An 18051-nucleotide genomic window follows, 5' to 3' on the forward strand; every position below is an offset into this window, starting at 1 on the left:
TGTCGGCAAGTTGTCGTTTCGCGACATGGGGCTGTTGCGGGGGTTGGGCGACCGCAGCGATTGGTGCATGATGCCGGGTAAGGCACAGATCGAGAACACTCATGCTGGACGAGCTACTGCATCGGGTTAGTAACCACACTCCACGCACGCTGGAGACCGACCGTCGTTTTCCCGAAGCCGCGGTGCTGGTGCCCATCACTCGCAGTGACGAGCCTGAGCTGGTGTTGACCTTGCGCGCCAGCGGCCTGTCGACCCATGGCGGCGAAGTCGCCTTCCCCGGCGGGCGCCGTGACCCGGAAGACCCCGATCTGATTTTCACCGCCCTGCGTGAAGCCGAGGAAGAGATCGGCCTGCCGCCGGGGCTGGTCGAGGTAATCGGACCGCTCAGCCCGCTGATCAGCCTGCATGGCATCAAGGTCACGCCCTATGTCGGGGTGATTCCGGATTTTGTCGAATACCGGGCCAACGATGCCGAGATTGCCGCGGTGTTCAGCGTGCCCCTGGAATTCTTCCGCAAAGACCCCCGCGAACATACCCATCGTATCGATTATCAGGGCCGCAGTTGGTATGTGCCGAGCTATCGCTTTGGTGAATACAAGATCTGGGGGCTGACGGCGATCATGATCGTCGAGTTGATCAACCTGCTGTATGACGCCAAAATCAGCCTGCACCAACCTCCCAAAAGCTTTATCAATATCTGAAGCCATCATTCGAATGGCCTGAATCCGGATTTTGCTGAAAAAGCCTGCCTGAGCCTTGAGGAATACAACAATGAAATACCGCCTGGGCGACGCCCGCGTCGAAACCCATCCACAGAGCTGGGTCGCCCCCAATGCCGTGCTGGTGGGCAAGGTCAAGCTGGAAGAAGGCGCCAACGTCTGGTTCAACGCCGTACTGCGCGGCGATAACGAGCTGATCCTGATCGGCAAGAACAGTAACGTCCAGGACGGCACCGTGATGCACACCGACATGGGCTACCCGCTGACCATCGGCACCGGCGTGACCATTGGCCACAACGCCATGCTCCACGGCTGCACCGTGGGCGATAACAGCCTGATCGGTATCAACGCGGTGATTCTCAATGGCGCGAAGATCGGCAAGAACTGCATCATCGGCGCCAATTCGCTGATCGGCGAAGGCAAGGAGATTCCGGACGGATCGCTGGTCATGGGCTCGCCCGGCAAAGTGGTGCGTGAATTGACCGAGCAGCAAATCAAGATGCTGGAGGCCAGCGCGGCTCACTACGTGCACAACTCACAGCGTTATGCCCGCGACCTGGCCGAGCAGGAACAATGACCGCCACCGAACGCCCGGTGGCATCGCCCTGCGTGAATATCTGTGCGCTGGACGACGACGATATCTGCACCGGTTGCCAACGCACGGTGGAGGAGATTACCCGCTGGAGCCGCATGGACAACGACGAGCGGCGCAAGGTGCTGGGGTTGTGTCATGAGCGGGCCAAGGCCAGTGGGCTTGTATGGATGATCGGGGCAAAACCGCGGTTGTAGGAGCGAGCCTGCTCGCGATGGACTCAAGAATGCCGCGGGGAACCAGATTTCCCGCGTTATCGTTAACGACCATCGCGAGCAGGCTCGCTCCTACAGTATTGTGTGCGTCAAATTGCCAGGTATTTCCCGCTCATGTTCTTCCTGATCGCCTACATCAGCAGCGTCGTGCTGATCAACTTTGCCTTCTCCACCGCGCCACACCTGGACATTATCTGGTCGGCCTGGGGCGGTCTGGTATTTATCCTGCGCGACATGGTGCAAGCCCGGTTCGGGCATGGCGCTCTCGTGGCGATGCTGGTGGCGCTGGTGTTGTCCTATGTCACCTCCGATCCGTCCATCGCCCTTGCCAGCGCCACGGCCTTCGCGGTTTCCGAGTGCATCGACTGGCTGGTATTCAGCATCACCAAGCGCCCGCTGCATGATCGCCTGTGGATAAGTTCGGCCCTGAGCATTCCCCTCGATACCTTTATCTTTTTCGGCATGATCGACGCACTGACACCGGGAGTGATCCTCACCGCCCTGGGCTCGAAATTCGCCGGCGTCACCGCCGTGTGGCTGATCATGGCGTGGCGCCTGCGCAAACAGGCTGTCGTCAGCTGAAGTTCATGTAAAATGCCGCGCTTTCTCCCCATGGGAAGCGCGCTTCCCTCGATGATCCGCTTCTTGAGGACCTTCAGATGACCCGTATCGGAACTCCATTGTCGCCCACCGCGACCCGCGTATTGATGTGTGGCTGTGGCGAGTTGGGCAAGGAAGTGGTGATCGAGCTGCAACGCCTGGGCGTTGAAGTGATTGCCGTGGATCGCTACGCCAACGCGCCGGCCATGCAGGTGGCGCACCGCAGCCACGTGATCAACATGCTTGATGGCGCTGCCCTGCGTGCCGTGATCGAAGCCGAGAAGCCACACTTCATCGTGCCGGAAATCGAAGCCATCGCCACCGCGACTCTGGTGGAGCTGGAGGCCGAAGGCTTCACCGTGATTCCGACCGCCCGCGCCGCGCAGCTGACCATGAACCGCGAAGGCATCCGTCGCCTGGCCGCCGAAGAGCTGGACCTGCCGACCTCGCCGTACCACTTCGCCGACACCTTCGAGGACTACAGCAAGGCCGTCGAAGACCTCGGTTTCCCGTGCGTGGTCAAGCCGGTCATGAGTTCCTCGGGCAAGGGCCAGAGCCTGCTGCGCAGCGTCGATGACGTGCAGAAAGCCTGGGACTACGCCCAAGAAGGTGGTCGTGCCGGTAAAGGCCGGGTGATCATCGAAGGCTTCATCGATTTCGACTACGAAATCACCCTGCTGACCGTGCGCCACGTTGGCGGTACCACCTTCTGCGCGCCGGTCGGCCACCGTCAGGAGAAAGGTGACTATCAGGAATCGTGGCAGCCACAAGCCATGAGCCCGATTGCCCTGGCTGAATCCGAACGTGTTGCCAAAGCCGTGACCGAAGCCCTGGGTGGCCGTGGTCTGTTCGGCGTCGAGCTGTTCATCAAGGGCGATCAGGTATGGTTCAGCGAAGTCTCGCCGCGCCCACATGACACCGGTCTGGTGACCCTGATTTCCCAGGACCTGTCGCAGTTTGCCCTGCACGCACGGGCCATTCTCGGTCTGCCGATCCCATTGATCCGTCAATTCGGGCCATCGGCCTCGGCGGTGATTCTGGTAGAAGGGCAGTCGACCCAGACCGCGTTCGCCAACCTGGGTGCTGCCCTGAGCGAGCCGGATACCGCGCTGCGCCTGTTCGGCAAGCCTGAAGTCAACGGCCAGCGCCGCATGGGCGTGGCCCTGGCGCGCGACGAGTCGATCGAAGCCGCCCGCGCCAAGGCGACCCGTGCTTCGCAGGCGGTTGTCGTCGAGCTGTAAAAACCTCTGTGGCGGGCCTATAACTTCTATGGGCATCGCGCCATTGCTTTACCTGTAGGAGCGAGCCTGCTCGCGATGGACTTTAGAACGCCGCGGGGAACCAGACTCCCCGCGTTATCGTTTACGACCATCGCGAGCAGGCTCGCTCCTACAGGTCATTTATCAAAGCTCCAGGCCTGTACCCATGAATTCGCAAAGCATCATCGTCCCGAAAATCTCCACCCTGCCGGTGCACGAGCCCCGGGCGCGGGCGATCGTGCGCTGGCTGGTGCGCAAGAACATCATTCAGGAAGAACTGACGACCTGTGGCCGCACCGGCAACCGCATGGGCTACGCCATCGCCGAAGGCGCGCGCAATGTGGTCCTGCACCCGGAGGCCCTGCCGTTCGGCGAAGCGGTCAATGGTCTGGAGATCGTCACCAAGCGCTGCATCTATACGCCAGCCAAGGGTTTTCTTGGCGAAGCAGGCTGCGCCGAGTGTCGCAAGGAAGTCGGTGAAGCCCTGTTCGAAAGCCTGGAAGACTGGATGCCGGGGCGTACCGATAACTTCACGTGTCCGGAATGCGGGCATGAAGACGACATCAACGGCTTCCTGTTCCTGCAGGAATGCGGTTTCTCCAACCTCGGTTTCATCTTCAATAACTGGGCCGAAGCCGGGTTCAAGCAGGGCTTTCTCGACGAATTCGCCGATTGGCTGGATCAGCCTGTCAGTTGGGTGAAAGTGGAACTCTGATGATCTTGTGGGAGCGAGCCTGCTCGCGATGGACTCAAGAACACCGCGGGGAATCAGACTCCCCGCGTTATCGTTAACGACCATCGCGAGCAGGCTCGCTCCTACAGATTATTTGGCGGTGGATACCCCGTTGATCACTGCTTCGATAATAGACAGAGTTTTACATTGAACCCGAGGGGGTGTCTGACTATAATGGCGCGCTTCCATTTTCCCGCTCGGGAGCCCCCGCGATGCTGCGTATCAGCCAAGAAGCTCTGACATTCGACGACATTCTCCTAGTGCCCGGTTATTCCGAGGTGCTTCCTAACGAAGTCAGTCTCAAGACCCGCCTTACCCGTGGCATCGAGCTGAATATTCCACTGGTCTCCGCCGCCATGGACACCGTCACTGAAGCCCGTCTGGCAATCGCCATGGCTCAGGAAGGTGGTATCGGTATCATCCACAAGAACATGACCATCGAGCAGCAAGCTGCCGAGGTGCGCAAGGTCAAGCGTTACGAAGCCGGTGTGGTCAAGGACCCGATCACCATCGTTGCCGACGCTACCGTGCGTGAGTTGTTCGAACTGACCCGCATGCACAACATCTCCGGTGTCCCGGTGCTGCACAACGGCGACCTGGTCGGCATCGTCACTTCCCGTGACGTGCGTTTCGAGAACCGCCTGGAAGCCACCGTCCGTGAAGTGATGACGCCTAAAGAACGTCTGGTCACGGTCAAGGAAGGCGCCGACAAGAACGATGTTCGCGAGCTGCTGCACAAGCACCGCATCGAGCGCGTGCTGATCGTCGACGACAAATTCGCCCTCAAGGGCATGATGACCGTCAACGACATCGAGAAAGCCAAGGCTTACCCGCTGGCCAGCAAGGACGATCAAGGTCGTCTGCGCGTCGGCGCAGCCGTAGGTACCGGTAAAGACACCGGTGACCGCGTTGCAGCCCTGGTCGCTGCCGGCGTTGACGTGGTGGTGGTCGACACCGCTCACGGTCACTCCAAAGGCGTGATCGACCGCGTTCGCTGGGTCAAGCAGAACTTCCCTGAAGTGCAGGTCATCGGCGGCAACATCGCCACCGGCGCTGCCGCCAAGGCCCTGGCCGAAGCCGGCGCTGACGCCGTCAAGGTCGGTATCGGCCCTGGCTCGATCTGCACCACCCGTATCGTCGCCGGTGTCGGCGTGCCGCAAATCAGTGCCATCGCCAACGTCGCCGCTGCCCTTGAAGGCACTGGCGTTCCGTTGATCGCCGACGGCGGCATCCGTTTCTCCGGTGACCTGTCCAAGGCCATCGTGGCCGGTGCTTCCTGCGTCATGATGGGTTCGATGTTCGCCGGTACCGAAGAAGCGCCGGGCGAGATCGAACTGTTCCAGGGTCGTTCGTACAAGGCTTATCGCGGCATGGGTTCGCTGGGCGCCATGTCCCAGGCTCAAGGTTCCTCCGACCGTTACTTCCAGGACTCCTCGGCAGGCGCCGAGAAACTTGTTCCGGAAGGCATCGAAGGACGTGTTCCGTACAAGGGCACCCTGAGCGCGATCATCCACCAGTTGATGGGCGGCCTGCGCTCCTCGATGGGCTACACCGGTAGCGCCAACATCGAAGAAATGCGCACCAAGCCCGAGTTCGTGCGGATCACCGGTGCTGGCATGGCCGAATCCCACGTCCACGACGTGCAGATCACCAAGGAAGCGCCAAACTACCGCGTAGGTTGAGCCTTCAAGCAACAAGCTAAGCAACCGGGGCTGTTTTATTCAGCCCCGAGTTGTTTCTGAATCACGACTGTTTCTGAATGACTTAGACGAGACTGAATCATGGCCCTCGATATTCACGCTCACCGCATCCTGATCCTCGACTTCGGTTCCCAGTACACCCAACTGATCGCCCGCCGCGTGCGTGAAATCGGTGTGTACTGCGAACTGCACCCGTTCGACATGGACGAAGATGCGATCCGCGAATTCGCACCTAAAGGCGTCATCCTCGCTGGCGGCCCAGAGTCGGTCCACGAAGCCAACAGCCCTCGCTGCCCACAAGCGGTTTTCGACCTGGGCGTGCCGGTCTTCGGTATCTGCTACGGCATGCAGACCATGGCCGAGCAACTGGGTGGCAAGGTTGAAGGTTCCGAGCTGCGTGAGTTCGGTTATGCCCGCGTTGACGTGGTCGGCAAGAGCCGCCTGCTCGACGGCATCGAAGACCACATCGACGCCGACGGCCTGTTCGGCCTCGACGTATGGATGAGCCACGGTGACAAGGTCACCCGCATGCCGGAAGACTTCCACATCCTGGCCAGCACCCCGAGCTGCCCGATTGCCGGCATGTTCAGTGACGAGCGTCGCTACTACGGTGTGCAGTTCCACCCGGAAGTGACCCACACCAAGCAGGGCGGTCGCATCCTGTCGCGCTTCATCCTCGACATCTGCGAGTGCGAAGCGCTGTGGACCCCGTCGAAGATCGCTGAAGACGCCATCGCCCAGGTTCGCGCCCAGGTCGGCACTGACAATGTCCTGCTCGGCCTGTCCGGCGGTGTGGACTCGTCCGTGGTTGCCGCGCTGCTGCACAAGGCCATTGGCGATCAGCTGACCTGCGTGTTCGTCGACAACGGCCTGCTGCGTCTGCACGAAGGCGAGCAAGTGATGGCCATGTTCGCCGAGAACATGGGCGTCAAGGTGATCCGCGCCAACGCCGAAGAGCAGTTCCTCGGCAACCTGGCCGGCGAAGCCGATCCGGAGAAGAAGCGCAAGATCATCGGCCGTACCTTCATCGACGTGTTCGATGCCGAATCCTGCAAGCTGGACAACATCAAGTACCTGGCCCAGGGCACCATCTACCCGGACGTGATCGAGTCGGCTGGCGCGAAAAGCGGCAAGGCCCACGTGATCAAGTCGCACCACAACGTGGGCGGCCTGCCGGAAGAAATGAACCTCAAGCTGGTTGAACCGCTGCGTGAGCTGTTCAAGGACGAAGTCCGTCGTCTGGGCCTGGAGCTGGGCCTGCCGTACGACATGGTCTACCGCCACCCGTTCCCGGGCCCGGGCCTGGGCGTGCGTATCCTCGGTGAAGTGAAGAAGGAATACGCCGACCTGCTGCGTCGTGCCGACCACATCTTCATCGAAGAACTGCGCAAGGCCGACTGGTACCACAAGGTCAGCCAGGCGTTCGTGGTGTTCCAGCCAGTAAAATCGGTTGGCGTTGTTGGCGATGGTCGTCGTTACGCCTGGGTCGTGGCCCTGCGTGCCGTGGAAACCATCGACTTCATGACCGCGCGTTGGGCACACCTGCCTTACGAACTGCTGGAAACCGTTTCCGGCCGCATCATCAATGAAATCGAAGGCATCTCCCGCGTCACCTACGACGTGTCGAGCAAGCCGCCAGCGACCATTGAGTGGGAATGATCCCGCGCCAGCCCTGAGGGCTTGATCGCTGGATGAAAAGCCGTGTGAACCTGAGTTCACACGGCTTTTTGCATTGTTGCGGACCCTTCCTGCGGCCCGTCGTCACGCCCGCTTTGCTGTTTCTTTCACAACTGCGGGTGTATCGTATTCGCCTTTTGCGGGCCCAGGGCCTGCCGCGTTCAAGTGAGGTAGTTGAGTTCATGTCGTTTACCCGTCGCCAAATCCTCGGTGGCCTGGCCGGTCTTGTTGTCGTTGGCGTGGGGGCCGGTGGTGCGTCGCGTTACTGGCTGGGCAAGATGGCCGACGCGGATGCCGGGCACGACTATGAGCTGATTGCCGCACCGCTGGATGTCGAACTGGTAGCGGGGCACAAGACACCGGCCTGGGCGTTCGGCCCCTCGGCGCCGGGCACCGAATTGCGCGTGCGCCAGGGTGAATGGCTGCGGGTGCGCTTCATCAACCACCTGCCGGTCGCCACCACCATTCACTGGCATGGCATTCGTCTGCCGCTGGAAATGGACGGTGTGCCTTACGTGTCACAATTGCCGGTGTTGCCCGGCGAGTACTTCGACTACAAATTCCGCGTTCCGGATGCCGGCAGCTACTGGTATCACCCGCATGTGAACAGCAGCGTAGAACTCGGCCGTGGCCTGGTTGGCCCGTTGATCATCGAGGAGCGCGAGCCAACTGGCTTCAAATACGAAAAGACCTTGAGCCTCAAGAGCTGGCATGTCGACGACGTCGGCAATTTCGTCGAGTTCAGCATTCCCCGTGAAGCGGCCCGTGGCGGTACGGCGGGGCGCCTGGCGACCATCAACGGTGTGCCGCAGGCAGTGATTGATTTGCCGGCGGGGCAGATCACCCGCGTGCGCATACTCAACCTCGACAACACCCTGACCTATCGCCTGAACATTCCCGGTGTCGAAGCGCAGATCTATGCGCTGGACGGCAACCCCATCGAGCCGCGTCCACTCGGCAAAGAGTACTGGCTCGGTCCGGGCATGCGCATTTGCCTGGCGATCAAGGCGCCAGCGGCCGGTGAGGAATTGTCCCTGCGCAACGGTCCGGTGCGCTTGGGCACCTTGCGTTCGGTGGCCAATACCGACGCGCCTACCGAGTGGCCTCCAGCACTGCCAGCCAACCCGATCGCCGAGCCAGACCTGGCCAATGCCGAGAAACTCAACTTCAATTTCGAATGGGTCGGCTCAGTGTCGGTCAACGTCGACAACGGCAAGCCGCCGAGCCTGTGGCAGATCAACGGCAAGGCCTGGGACATCACTGACAAGACCTGCGCCGACCGCCCGATTGCCAAGCTGGAGAAGGGCAAGAGCTACATTTTCGAATTGAAGAACATGACTCAATACCAGCATCCGATTCACCTGCACGGCATGAGCTTCAAGGTCATCGCCTCGAACCGGCACAAGATCATTCCGTACTTCACCGACACCTACCTGCTGGGCAAGAACGAGCGCGCACAAGTGGCGCTGGTGGCGGATAACCCTGGTGTGTGGATGTTCCATTGCCATGTGATCGACCACATGGAAACCGGCCTGATGGCCGCCATCGAGGTGGTGTGATGCGTCAGATTCGACCTGCCGCAATTATCGACCGTAGCCGTGATCGGGATTTCATGCGCGAAGCGCTGGCGCTGGCGGCTCAAGGTGCTGCCCTCGGCGAAGTGCCGGTGGGCGCGGTACTGGTGCAGGATGGGGAAATCATCGGTCGCGGTTTCAACTGCCCGATCAGTGGCAGCGACCCGAGCGCCCACGCCGAGATGGTCGCGATCCGCGCCGCCGCCCAGGCCGTGAGCAACTACCGCCTGCCGGGCAGTACGCTGTACGTGACGCTGGAACCGTGCAGCATGTGCGCCGGGCTGATCGTGCATTCTCGGATTGCGCGGGTGGTATACGGTGCGCTGGAGCCGAAGGCCGGGATCGTGCAGAGCCAGGGGCAATTCTTTACCCAGGGCTTTTTGAATCACCGGGTGTTGTATGAAGGCGGGGTGTTGGCGGAGGAGTGCGGGGCGGTGTTGAGCGAGTTCTTCAAGGCCCGGCGCGCCAAACCTTCAGACTGAACACCGACCCCCTGTAGGAGCGAGCCTGCTCGCGATGGTGGATAACGATAACGCGGGCTTTCTGAATGAACGCGGCGCTTTCAAGTCCATCGCGAGCAAGCTCGCTCCTACAGGGATCTCCATGGTTACAGCTATTTGCGGGCGACAATCACCGCACGCATCGGCGCCGGTAGCCCTTCAATCGTCTTGCTGTGATCTTCCGGATCGAGGAAGTCACTCAGCGACTGATACTTCATCCACTCCGTCCCGCGCTGTTCCTCGACCGTGGTGGTGCTCACATCAACGCACTTCACATCGGCGAACCCGGCACGGCGCAACCACAACTCCAGCGCCGGCACCGACGGCAGGAACCACACGTTGCGCATCTGCGCGTAGCGGTCTTCCGGCACCAGCACCTGATGTTTGTCGCCTTCGACCACCAGCGTCTCCAACACCAGCTCACCGCCCTTGACCAGGCAATCCTTCAGCGCCAGCAAATGCTCGATGGGCGAACGGCGGTGGTAGAACACACCCATGGAAAATACCGTGTCGAAGCCTTCGAGGTTCGGCGGCAGGTCTTCGAAAGGGAAGGGCAGGTGCCAGGCATTTGGTTCGGACAGATAACGTTGCACCGCCTGGAACTGGCAGAAGAACAGCCAGTTCGGATCGACACCGATCACGCTGTCGGCACCGGCGCCGAGCATGCGCCACATGTAATAGCCGTTACCGCAGCCGACATCGAGGATGCGTTTGCCTTTCAGGTCCAGGTGGGGAGAGACCCTCGACCACTTCCAGTCCGAGCGCCATTCGGTGTCGACGTGCACGCCGAACAGGTCGAACGGCCCCTTGCGCCATGGCGACAGGCCCATCAGCGCCGTGCGCATTTGCGCGCGGGTCTCGTCGCTGCAATCGGTGTCGAGCTTCAAGCCGTTGAGCAAATCGACTTCGCTCGGCTGGATCTGCGGCAGAGCGTCCAGCGCGCTTTGCCAGCGTTCCAGGTCGCCGTGGCCCTTCTCCATTTTCTTGTCGAGTTGCGCTTGCAGAGTGTTGGCCCAATCGGCCAGAGGGGTTCCGGCCAGTCGGCGGGCGAGGGGAGACAGATCAATCATGGCAAGGCAATCAACGAGGCAAAGTTAAGACACTGGAACCACGGCACGACTTTCGAGAATCCGGCGGCCAGCAGGCGTTCGCGGTGTTCTTCGAGGCTGTCGGGCTTCATGACGTTTTCGATGGCGCTGCGCTTCTGGGCGATTTCCAGTTCGCTGTAGCCGTTGGCGCGTTTGAAGGCGATGTGCAGATCGGTCAGCAGTGCGTGTTCCTGCTCGTCTTCGAAGCGCAGTTTTTCCGAGAGGATCAGGGCTCCGCCGGGCAACAACGACTGGCGGATGCGCGACAGCAATGCCGTGCGCTGGTCCGGGGCGATGAATTGCAGGGTGAAGTTCAGCGCGACCACCGAGGCCGGCTGGAACTCCAGGGCGAGGATGTCGCCCTCGATCACTTCGACCGGCAGCAACTCCTGGAACATCGAATCCTGACCGTTGAGGTACTCGCGGCAGCGTTCGACCATTGCCGCCGAGTTATCCACAGCGATCACCCGGCAACCGTCGGTGCGCACGTGGCGGCGCAGGGCCTGGGTCACGGCACCCAGCGACGAGCCCAGGTCGTAGAGCACGCTGCCCGGTTGGGCGAACTGCGCGGCGAGCACGCCGAGGTTTTCCACGATGGTCGGATAACCCGGCACCGAGCGCTTGATCATGTCCGGGAACACCCGCACCACGTCCTCGTTAAAGGCGAAGTCAGGCACCTGGGCCAAAGGCTGGGCGAAAAGGCGATCGGGTTCTTTGCTCACGGCGGTTCCAGCGGTGTAGGTGGAAAAGGCCGGCATTTTAGCCAAGTTGGCGCGGGGATGCGCGGGTTGTCTGATAAAGCGGTGGGCTGATGCAGTTTGAATGCTGACAGGGCACTTGTGGCGAGGGGGCTTGCCCCCGTTCGGCGGCGTAGCTGCCGTAAATCTGGCTAGTCGGGTGTATCTGAAACTATTCGATTGAATGGTTTTGGGGCCGCTGCGCAGCCCAACGGGGGCAAGCCCCCTCGCCACAGGGGTTAGCGTGATCTTTGGGAAAATGCCGACGCTGTGATCCCCCATTGCCCCAACCAGTAGCTGAGAATAATCACATAAGGCGCCGCATCGAACGGCACCACAAACCGGCTGATGCCAATCACACTGTCGGAGAACACAAAAGCCACCGCACCTGCCGCCGCCAACAGCGCCGAACGCTTGGGTACATCACTGCCGAGCCTTGCGAGCGCGCGCCAGAGCATGGCGCTGATCGCCAGCCCGTAGACGATCACCGGAACCAGCAATGGCCCCAGTCCATGACTGATCAGGATTCCCAGCAGCACGGCACCCACACTGAGGGCAACGATCAGCGGCAGGAGCGCCGGGCGCCGGCAATCGCTCAGGTAGGCTTTCAGATACGCCAGGTGGGCGACCAGAAAGGCGCCCAGGCCAAACACGAACAAGTCCCCCGGCCATGCCAACAACACGTCGCCGACCAGAGAGAAAATCAACCCTAGGCTGATCCAGCGCCGATACTCGCCTGGCGGTGCGTCATGCAGCCAGCCGAGCAGGGCCAGCACCGGCAACGGCTTGACCAGCAGGCACAGCAGGGAGGCATGTACGCTCACGCCATAAAGAAAGGTCACTGCGCCCATCAGCGCCAGAATCAGCCAGCCCACGGTCAGTTCACCGAGATCGCGCAGTCGAACGAATCCACCGGCAACACTTCCGGCGCCCATGGCTGTTGCGAGGTCAGGCGCAAGCGTCCGGTACCGGTCGCGAAGGCTTGAAAACGCCAGGTCGAGACCCCGGCTGAACCTACGATTCCGGCATCTTCCGGGTTTCGATAAACCTCTGGCCCCAGGGCGTGCAAGACCCCGCCGGCCGAATCCTGGATCGCCCAGCGATAGCCCGTGGTCGGATTGCTCGGCAGGGTCAGGATCAGGTTTTGCCCATTGCTGAGCTGCACCGGGCATTCGCTTTGTTTTTCCACGGTCACGTTGTGTGCAGGTTGCGTGGCGCACGCGGCCAGCAAGGCGAGGGCGAGGGGGGCAAACAGGCGAATGGGGGACATAAGGTCAGTGGCTCCGGTGTTCACGACGAACGGCGAGCATAACCGAGATGCGACAAAGTGTGACAGTTACCGGAGGGGGCGGTGGCAGGGCTGACGCAATCGCTGGCAAGCCAGCTCCTACAGGGTTCTGTGGTGAGCACAACCTGTGTGAACACCGCCGCCCCCCGTAGGAGCTGGCTTGCCAGCGATAGCGCAGGTACAGGCGCTACAAAGGCATCAGAACAACACCTTCGCCACATCCGCAAAGCGCTTGGCAAAGTGCACGGTAATACCTTCCCTCAGATACTCCGGCAATTCCTCGAAACTGCCCCGGTTCGCCTCTGGCAGAATCAGCTCGAAAATCTTCTGTCGCCGCGCCGCAATCACCTTTTCCCGCACCCCGCCAATCGGCAGTACATGCCCGGTCAACGTCAGTTCGCCAGTCATGGCCACGCCTTTTTTCGGCGGTTGATTGCGTGCCAGCGAGAGCAGGGCACTGGCCATGGTCACGCCGGCACTCGGGCCGTCTTTCGGCGTGGCGCCTTCCGGTACGTGCAGGTGCACGAAGGCTTCGTCGAAGAACTTCGGATCGCCGCCATAGGACTTCAAGTTCGAGCTGACGTAGCTGTAGGCGATTTCCGCCGACTCTTTCATCACGTCGCCCAGTTGCCCGGTGAGCTTGAACCCACGGTTGAGGGTGTGGATGCGCGTGGCTTCGATCGGCAGGGTTGCGCCGCCCATGCTGGTCCAGGCAAGGCCGGTGATCACACCGACACCCGACAGCACCTGCTCATTGCGGAACACCGGTTTGCCGAGGGAGGTTTCGAGGTCTTTCGGGCCGAGCTTGATCACGGCATTCGGGTCGTCGAGCAGTTTCATCACCGCTTTGCGCACCAGTTTGCCGAGGTTTTTTTCCAGCTGACGCACGCCGGCCTCACGGGCATAACCGTCGACCAACGCCTTGAGCGCGCTGTCGCTGATGCTCAGGCTGCCCTTGGACACGCCGGCTTTCTCAAGCTGCTTGGGCCACAGGTGACGCTTGGCGATGGCGACTTTTTCTTCGGTGATGTAACCCGACAGGCGAATCACTTCCATCCGGTCCAGCAGCGGGCCGGGAATCGAATCGAGGGTGTTGGCGGTGCAGATGAACAGCACTTTCGACAGGTCCAGACGCAAGTCCAGATAGTGGTCGAGGAATTCGACGTTCTGCTCTGGATCGAGGGTTTCCAGGAGCGCCGAGGCCGGGTCGCCCTGGTAGCTCTGGCCCATTTTGTCGATCTCGTCGAGCATGATCACCGGGTTCATCACTTCGACGTCTTTCAACGCCTGCACCAGTTTGCCCGGCTGCGCGCCGATGTAGGTGCGGCGATGGCCCTTGATCTCGGCTTCGTCGCGCATGCCGCCAAGGCTAAAGCGATAGAACGGCCGGCCCAGGGATTCGGCGATGGACTTGCCGACGCTGGTCTTGCCCACGCCCGGCGGCCCTACCAGCAACACGATCGAACCGCTGATCTCGCCTTTATAGGCCCCGACCGCGAGGAATTCGAGGATGCGGTCCTTGATGTCGTCGAGGCCGGCGTGGTGCTTGTCCAGCACCTTGCGTGCGTGCTTGAGGTCGAGCTTGTCCTCGCCGTAGACGCCCCACGGCACCGAGGTCGCCCAGTCGAGGTAGTTGCGAGTGACCGCATACTCGGGCGAGCCGGTTTCGAGCACCGACAGCTTGTTCATTTCCTCTTCGATGCGTTTCTGCGCCTGGCTCGGCAGCACCTTGCCGGTCAGCCGTTGTTCGAACTGTTCGAGGTCGGCGCTGCGGTCGTCCTTGGTCAGCCCGAGCTCCTGCTGGATGACCTTGAGTTGTTCCTTCAGGAAGAACTCGCGCTGATGTTCGCCGATCTTTCGGTTAACTTCGGCGGAAATCTCTTTTTGCAGGCGTGCGACCTCGACTTCCTTGCGCAGCATCGGCAGGACTTTCTCCATGCGCTTGAGCATGGGCACGCAGTCGAGCACTTCCTGCAGCTCACTACCGGTGGCCGAGGTGAGCGCGGCGGCGAAGTCGGTCAGCGGCGACGGATCGTTGGGGCTGAAGCGGTTGAGGTAGTTCTTCAGCTCTTCGCTGTACAGCGGGTTGAGCGGCAGCAGTTCCTTGATCGCGTTGATCAGCGCCATGCCGTAGGCCTTGACCTCGTCAGTCGGCTCGGTGGGCTGGTGCGGGTATTCGACTTCCACCAGGTACGGTGGGCGATGGTGCTTGAGCCAGGTCTTGATACGTACGCGGGTCAGGCCCTGGGCGACGAACTGCAGCTTGCCGTTTTCGCGGCTGGCGTGGTGCACCTTGACCAGGGTGCCGTAGAGCGGCAGGGCCGAGGTGTCGAAGTGGCGCGGGTCTTCCTGGGGCGTGTCCATGTAGAACAGGGCCAGGGAGTGGTGCTCGGACTTGGCCACCAGGTCGAGTGTCTCGGCCCACGGCTCTTCGTTGACGATGACCGGCAGGACCTGGGCCGGGAAGAACGGTCGGTTGTGGATCGGGATGATGTAGACCTTGTCCGGCAGATTCTGGCCGGGCAGGGCCAGGCCTTTGCCGGGTTTGTGGTGCGGGGCATTTTCCGGGTCGGCGTATTCGCTCGGGTCTTCGGGGAATTCCTGCTGGTCGCTCATGGGGGCACCTGCGCAATGGGTATGGGTCTTAGATGGGGCAGGTTGGCGGTGGTTTCAACGGTCATTTTCTGCAACGGGGTGTTTCGCAGACGTGTTCAGCGCAGAGACAGGTTAGCTGGATTTGGGCACGACGCGTTCAACTGTGGGAGCGAGCCTGCTCGCGAAAGCGGTGTGTCAGACACATTTTCATCGACTGGCATGGCCTCTTCGCGAGCAGGCTCGCTCCCACAGGAGGGCGGGGGCGTATTGAAATCTGCGGCCACAAAAAAAGGCGACGCCTATGAGGGCGTCGCCTTTGTTTTTGCTGCCGCTAAAACTTACTCGGGCAGTTTGTACGCAATCACATAGTCACCCATTTTGGTGCCCAGTGAGCCGTGGCCACCGACGACCAGCAGCACGTACTGCTTGCCGTCCTTGCCGGTGTAGGTCATCGGCGTAGCCTGACCGCCAGCCGGCAGGCGCGATTTCCAGAGCTCGTTGCCGGTGTTGACGTCATAGGCGCGCAGGTATTGATCCAGCGTGCCACTCAGGAAGCCGACGCCGCCGGCGGTGACCATCGAGCCGCCCATGCTTGGCACGCCAAGTGTGAGGCCGATGGGCAGAGGCGAGCTGTCGCGGCTGGTGCCGTTCTTGCGCTTCCACACGACTTTGCTGGTGGTCAGGTCGATACCGGCCACGTAGCCCCAGGCCGGAGCCTGGCACGGTACGCCGAACGGCGACATGAACGGGTGCATGATCACCGCGTAAGGCGCGCCCGTGTTCGGTTGTACGCCCGCTGTTTCGCTCTCGCGCTTGCTGTCGGCCGCGACTTCGGCGCGAGGCACCATTTTCGAGACGAAGGCCATGTAGTTCGGGCTGGTGAACAGCATCTGGCGAACCGGGTCGACCGAAACGCCGCCCCAGTTGAAGACACCGACGTTACCCGGATAGATCAGGCTGCCCTGTTCCGACGGCGGGGTGTACTGACCTTCGTAACGCAGTTCCTTGAACTGGATGCGGCACAGCATCTGGTCGAGCGGGCTGGCGCCCCACATGGCTTTTTCGGTCAGTTCCGGGGCCAGCAGGTTCAGGTCCGAACGAGCCTGAGTCGGCGCGGTGTGGTCACCTTTTACGGCACCTTGCGGAACCGGAATCTCCTTGATCGGGATGATCGGCGTGCCGTCACGACGGTCGAGGACGTACAGGCTGCCCTGTTTGGTCGGGGCGATCAGCGCAGGTTTCACGCCGTCGGCGGTTTTCATGTCCAGCAGGGTTGGCTGGCTGCCGACGTCCATGTCCCACAAGTCATGGTGAGTGAACTGGTAGTTCCAGCGCACCTTGCCGGTGGCCAGATCCAGCGCGACCAGGCCGGCACTGAACTTCTCGGCGCCCGGGGTGCGGTCTGCGCCCCACTGGTCAGGGGTCTGGTTGCCCAGTGGCAGGTAGACCATGCCGAGTTTTTCGTCGACGCTGGCCAGCGACCACATGTTGGCCGAGTTGCGGCTGTAGTGTTCGCCCTCTGGCAACGGTTCGGTCGCGTCGGGATTGTTGCTGTCCCAGTTCCACACCAGATGACCGTCGTGTACGTCAAAGGCCCGGATCACGCCGGATGGCTCGTTGGTCGACTCATTGTCGGTGACGTGGCCGCCCATGATCACCAGGTCACGGGTGATCGCTGCTGGCGAGGTGGAGTAGTAGCCACCGGGGGTGAAGGGGCCGATGCCTTGAGTCAGGTCAACCACGCCGTTTTTACCGAAGCCTTCGCAGATCTTGCCGGTGTCGGCGTTCAGGGCGATCAGGCGCGCATCGGCGGTTGGCAGGTACAGGCGACGCGGGCAGGCCTGGGCGACGGCTTTGCCGGCCTCGGAAATCACTGCGGAGGCAGCGTTTTCAGACTTGGCGTAGGCCGCTTCGTCGTAGTACGACACGCCACGGCAGGTCATGTGGGCGAACCCCTTGAAGCCCACCGGGCTCTTGATCTGCGGGTCGAAACGCCACAGCTCCTTGCCGGTGTCCGGGTCCAGCGCCAGCACCTTGCTATGGGCGGTGCAGGCATAGAGCATGCCGTTGGCCTTGAGCGGGGTGTTTTCGTTGGTCAGTTCCACCGGGTCATCGGCGGTTGGCAGATCGCCGGTCTGGATGCGCCAGGCTTCTTGCAGCTTGCCGACGTTGGCCGGGGTGATCTGCTTGAGCGGCGAGTAGCGGTCACCGAATTCGCTGCGGCCATAGGCCTGCCAGTCGCCTTCGGGCATCTGCGGCGCGGTGCTGGTCATGTCCGTGGTGTCGCGGCCCAGTTCGCCGAAGGTTTCGCCCGGATGGGTGAACTGGCTGGCCACGGCGGTGGCGCCGGCCAGGACCACGGCCACGCTCAAGGCGCCAGTGCCCATGGGCGCAGGGCCGTTGATCAGCAATGGACGACGCAACCACGGCAGCAGCAACACGACGCCGAGGGCAAACCACAGCGCCAGGCGCGGCACCAGTTGCCACCAGTCGAGGCCAACTTCCCACAGCGCCCACAGGGTGCTGGCGAACAGCACGAGTGCGTACAGGCCCAGCGCGGCACGGCGTGCGGCGATCAGCAGGATGCCGGTCAGCGCGATGCCGATACCGGCCAGCAGGTAATACAGCGAGCCGCCAAGCATGCTCAGCTTGATCCCCCCGGCCAGCATGGCCAGGCCCATCAGTAGAAGCAGAATGCCGAGCAGGGTCGGCCATAGACGGCTTCGACTCAAGGCACTATCAGTGCTCATAGTGTGATTCTCCGTGACGTTTCA

16 protein-coding genes are annotated in these 18051 nt (G+C 61.6%); 10 read left to right on the forward strand and 6 right to left on the reverse strand.

Annotated features, from left to right (window positions below; translation table 11 throughout):
* The first annotated feature begins 101 nt into the window (after nucleotides 1-101).
* From B0D71_RS08125 to tadA, 10 genes are all read left to right on the forward strand, one after another.
* Nucleotides 102-701 (forward strand): CoA pyrophosphatase, encoded by a 600-nt coding sequence (locus B0D71_RS08125; protein ID WP_046040980.1) that lies wholly within the window; start codon nucleotides 102-104, stop codon nucleotides 699-701.
* Nucleotides 702-771: 70 nt separating this feature from the next.
* A complete protein-coding gene (locus B0D71_RS08130) occupies nucleotides 772-1296 on the forward strand; it encodes a gamma carbonic anhydrase family protein (protein ID WP_103394323.1) in 525 nt (174 codons plus the stop codon).
* Nucleotides 1293-1508, forward strand: a complete 216-nt coding sequence (locus B0D71_RS08135) for a DUF1289 domain-containing protein (RefSeq protein ID WP_103394324.1) — start codon at nucleotides 1293-1295, stop codon at nucleotides 1506-1508. The genes B0D71_RS08130 and B0D71_RS08135 overlap by 4 nt, the downstream gene beginning before the upstream one ends.
* 132 nt (nucleotides 1509-1640) lie before the next feature.
* Nucleotides 1641-2108, forward strand: a complete 468-nt coding sequence (locus B0D71_RS08140; RefSeq protein WP_103394325.1) for a preQ0 transporter — start codon at nucleotides 1641-1643, stop codon at nucleotides 2106-2108.
* A gap of 77 nt (nucleotides 2109-2185) precedes the next feature.
* A complete protein-coding gene (purT, locus tag B0D71_RS08145; RefSeq protein ID WP_007982831.1) occupies nucleotides 2186-3367 on the forward strand; it encodes a formate-dependent phosphoribosylglycinamide formyltransferase in 1182 nt (393 codons plus the stop codon).
* 184 nt (nucleotides 3368-3551) lie between these two features.
* Nucleotides 3552-4100, forward strand: a complete 549-nt coding sequence (locus B0D71_RS08150; RefSeq protein ID WP_103394326.1) for a sugar ABC transporter ATPase — start codon at nucleotides 3552-3554, stop codon at nucleotides 4098-4100.
* Between the two features lie 230 nt (nucleotides 4101-4330).
* Nucleotides 4331-5800 (forward strand): IMP dehydrogenase, encoded by a 1470-nt coding sequence (gene guaB, locus B0D71_RS08155; RefSeq protein ID WP_102670162.1) that lies wholly within the window; start codon nucleotides 4331-4333, stop codon nucleotides 5798-5800.
* 99 nt (nucleotides 5801-5899) lie between these two features.
* A complete protein-coding gene (guaA, locus tag B0D71_RS08160; RefSeq protein ID WP_008053207.1) occupies nucleotides 5900-7477 on the forward strand; it encodes a glutamine-hydrolyzing GMP synthase in 1578 nt (525 codons plus the stop codon).
* Nucleotides 7478-7677: 200 nt separating this feature from the next.
* The gene (locus B0D71_RS08165) at nucleotides 7678-9054 is read left to right on the forward strand and encodes a multicopper oxidase family protein (protein ID WP_103394666.1); all 1377 of its coding nucleotides are present in this window, start codon (nucleotides 7678-7680) and stop codon (nucleotides 9052-9054) included.
* Nucleotides 9054-9551, forward strand: coding sequence for a tRNA adenosine(34) deaminase TadA (gene tadA / locus B0D71_RS08170; RefSeq protein WP_103394327.1), 498 nt, complete (start codon nucleotides 9054-9056; stop codon nucleotides 9549-9551). Before B0D71_RS08165 ends, tadA begins: the two co-directional genes overlap by 1 nt.
* Before the next feature lie 131 nt (nucleotides 9552-9682).
* Here tadA and cmoB read toward each other — a convergent pair whose 3' ends face one another.
* From cmoB to B0D71_RS08205, 6 genes are all read right to left on the reverse strand, one after another.
* The gene (cmoB, locus tag B0D71_RS08175) at nucleotides 9683-10639 is read right to left on the reverse strand and encodes a tRNA 5-methoxyuridine(34)/uridine 5-oxyacetic acid(34) synthase CmoB (protein ID WP_103394328.1); all 957 of its coding nucleotides are present in this window, start codon (nucleotides 10637-10639) and stop codon (nucleotides 9683-9685) included.
* Nucleotides 10636-11379: a carboxy-S-adenosyl-L-methionine synthase CmoA gene (cmoA, locus tag B0D71_RS08180; RefSeq protein ID WP_008053199.1), complete on the reverse strand. Its 744-nt coding sequence runs from the start codon at nucleotides 11377-11379 to the stop codon at nucleotides 10636-10638. Before cmoA ends, cmoB begins: the two co-directional genes overlap by 4 nt.
* A gap of 254 nt (nucleotides 11380-11633) precedes the next feature.
* Complete coding sequence (locus B0D71_RS08190) at nucleotides 11634-12269, reverse strand: lysoplasmalogenase (RefSeq protein WP_103394329.1); 636 nt, start codon at nucleotides 12267-12269, stop codon at nucleotides 11634-11636.
* Between the two features lie 2 nt (nucleotides 12270-12271).
* Nucleotides 12272-12664, reverse strand: a complete 393-nt coding sequence (locus B0D71_RS08195) for a protease inhibitor I42 family protein (protein ID WP_103394330.1) — start codon at nucleotides 12662-12664, stop codon at nucleotides 12272-12274.
* 216 nt (nucleotides 12665-12880) lie between these two features.
* On the reverse strand, nucleotides 12881-15298 hold the full coding sequence (gene lon, locus B0D71_RS08200; RefSeq protein WP_103394331.1) for an endopeptidase La: 2418 nt from the start codon (nucleotides 15296-15298) through the stop codon (nucleotides 12881-12883).
* Between the two features lie 317 nt (nucleotides 15299-15615).
* Nucleotides 15616-18027, reverse strand: a complete 2412-nt coding sequence (locus B0D71_RS08205; RefSeq protein ID WP_103394332.1) for a glucose/quinate/shikimate family membrane-bound PQQ-dependent dehydrogenase — start codon at nucleotides 18025-18027, stop codon at nucleotides 15616-15618.
* Nucleotides 18028-18051: the final 24 nt, after the last annotated feature.

Origin of the sequence: Pseudomonas laurylsulfativorans, from assembly GCF_002906155.1 — a bacterium.
GTDB classification, from domain to species: Bacteria; Pseudomonadota; Gammaproteobacteria; order Pseudomonadales; family Pseudomonadaceae; genus Aquipseudomonas; species Aquipseudomonas laurylsulfativorans.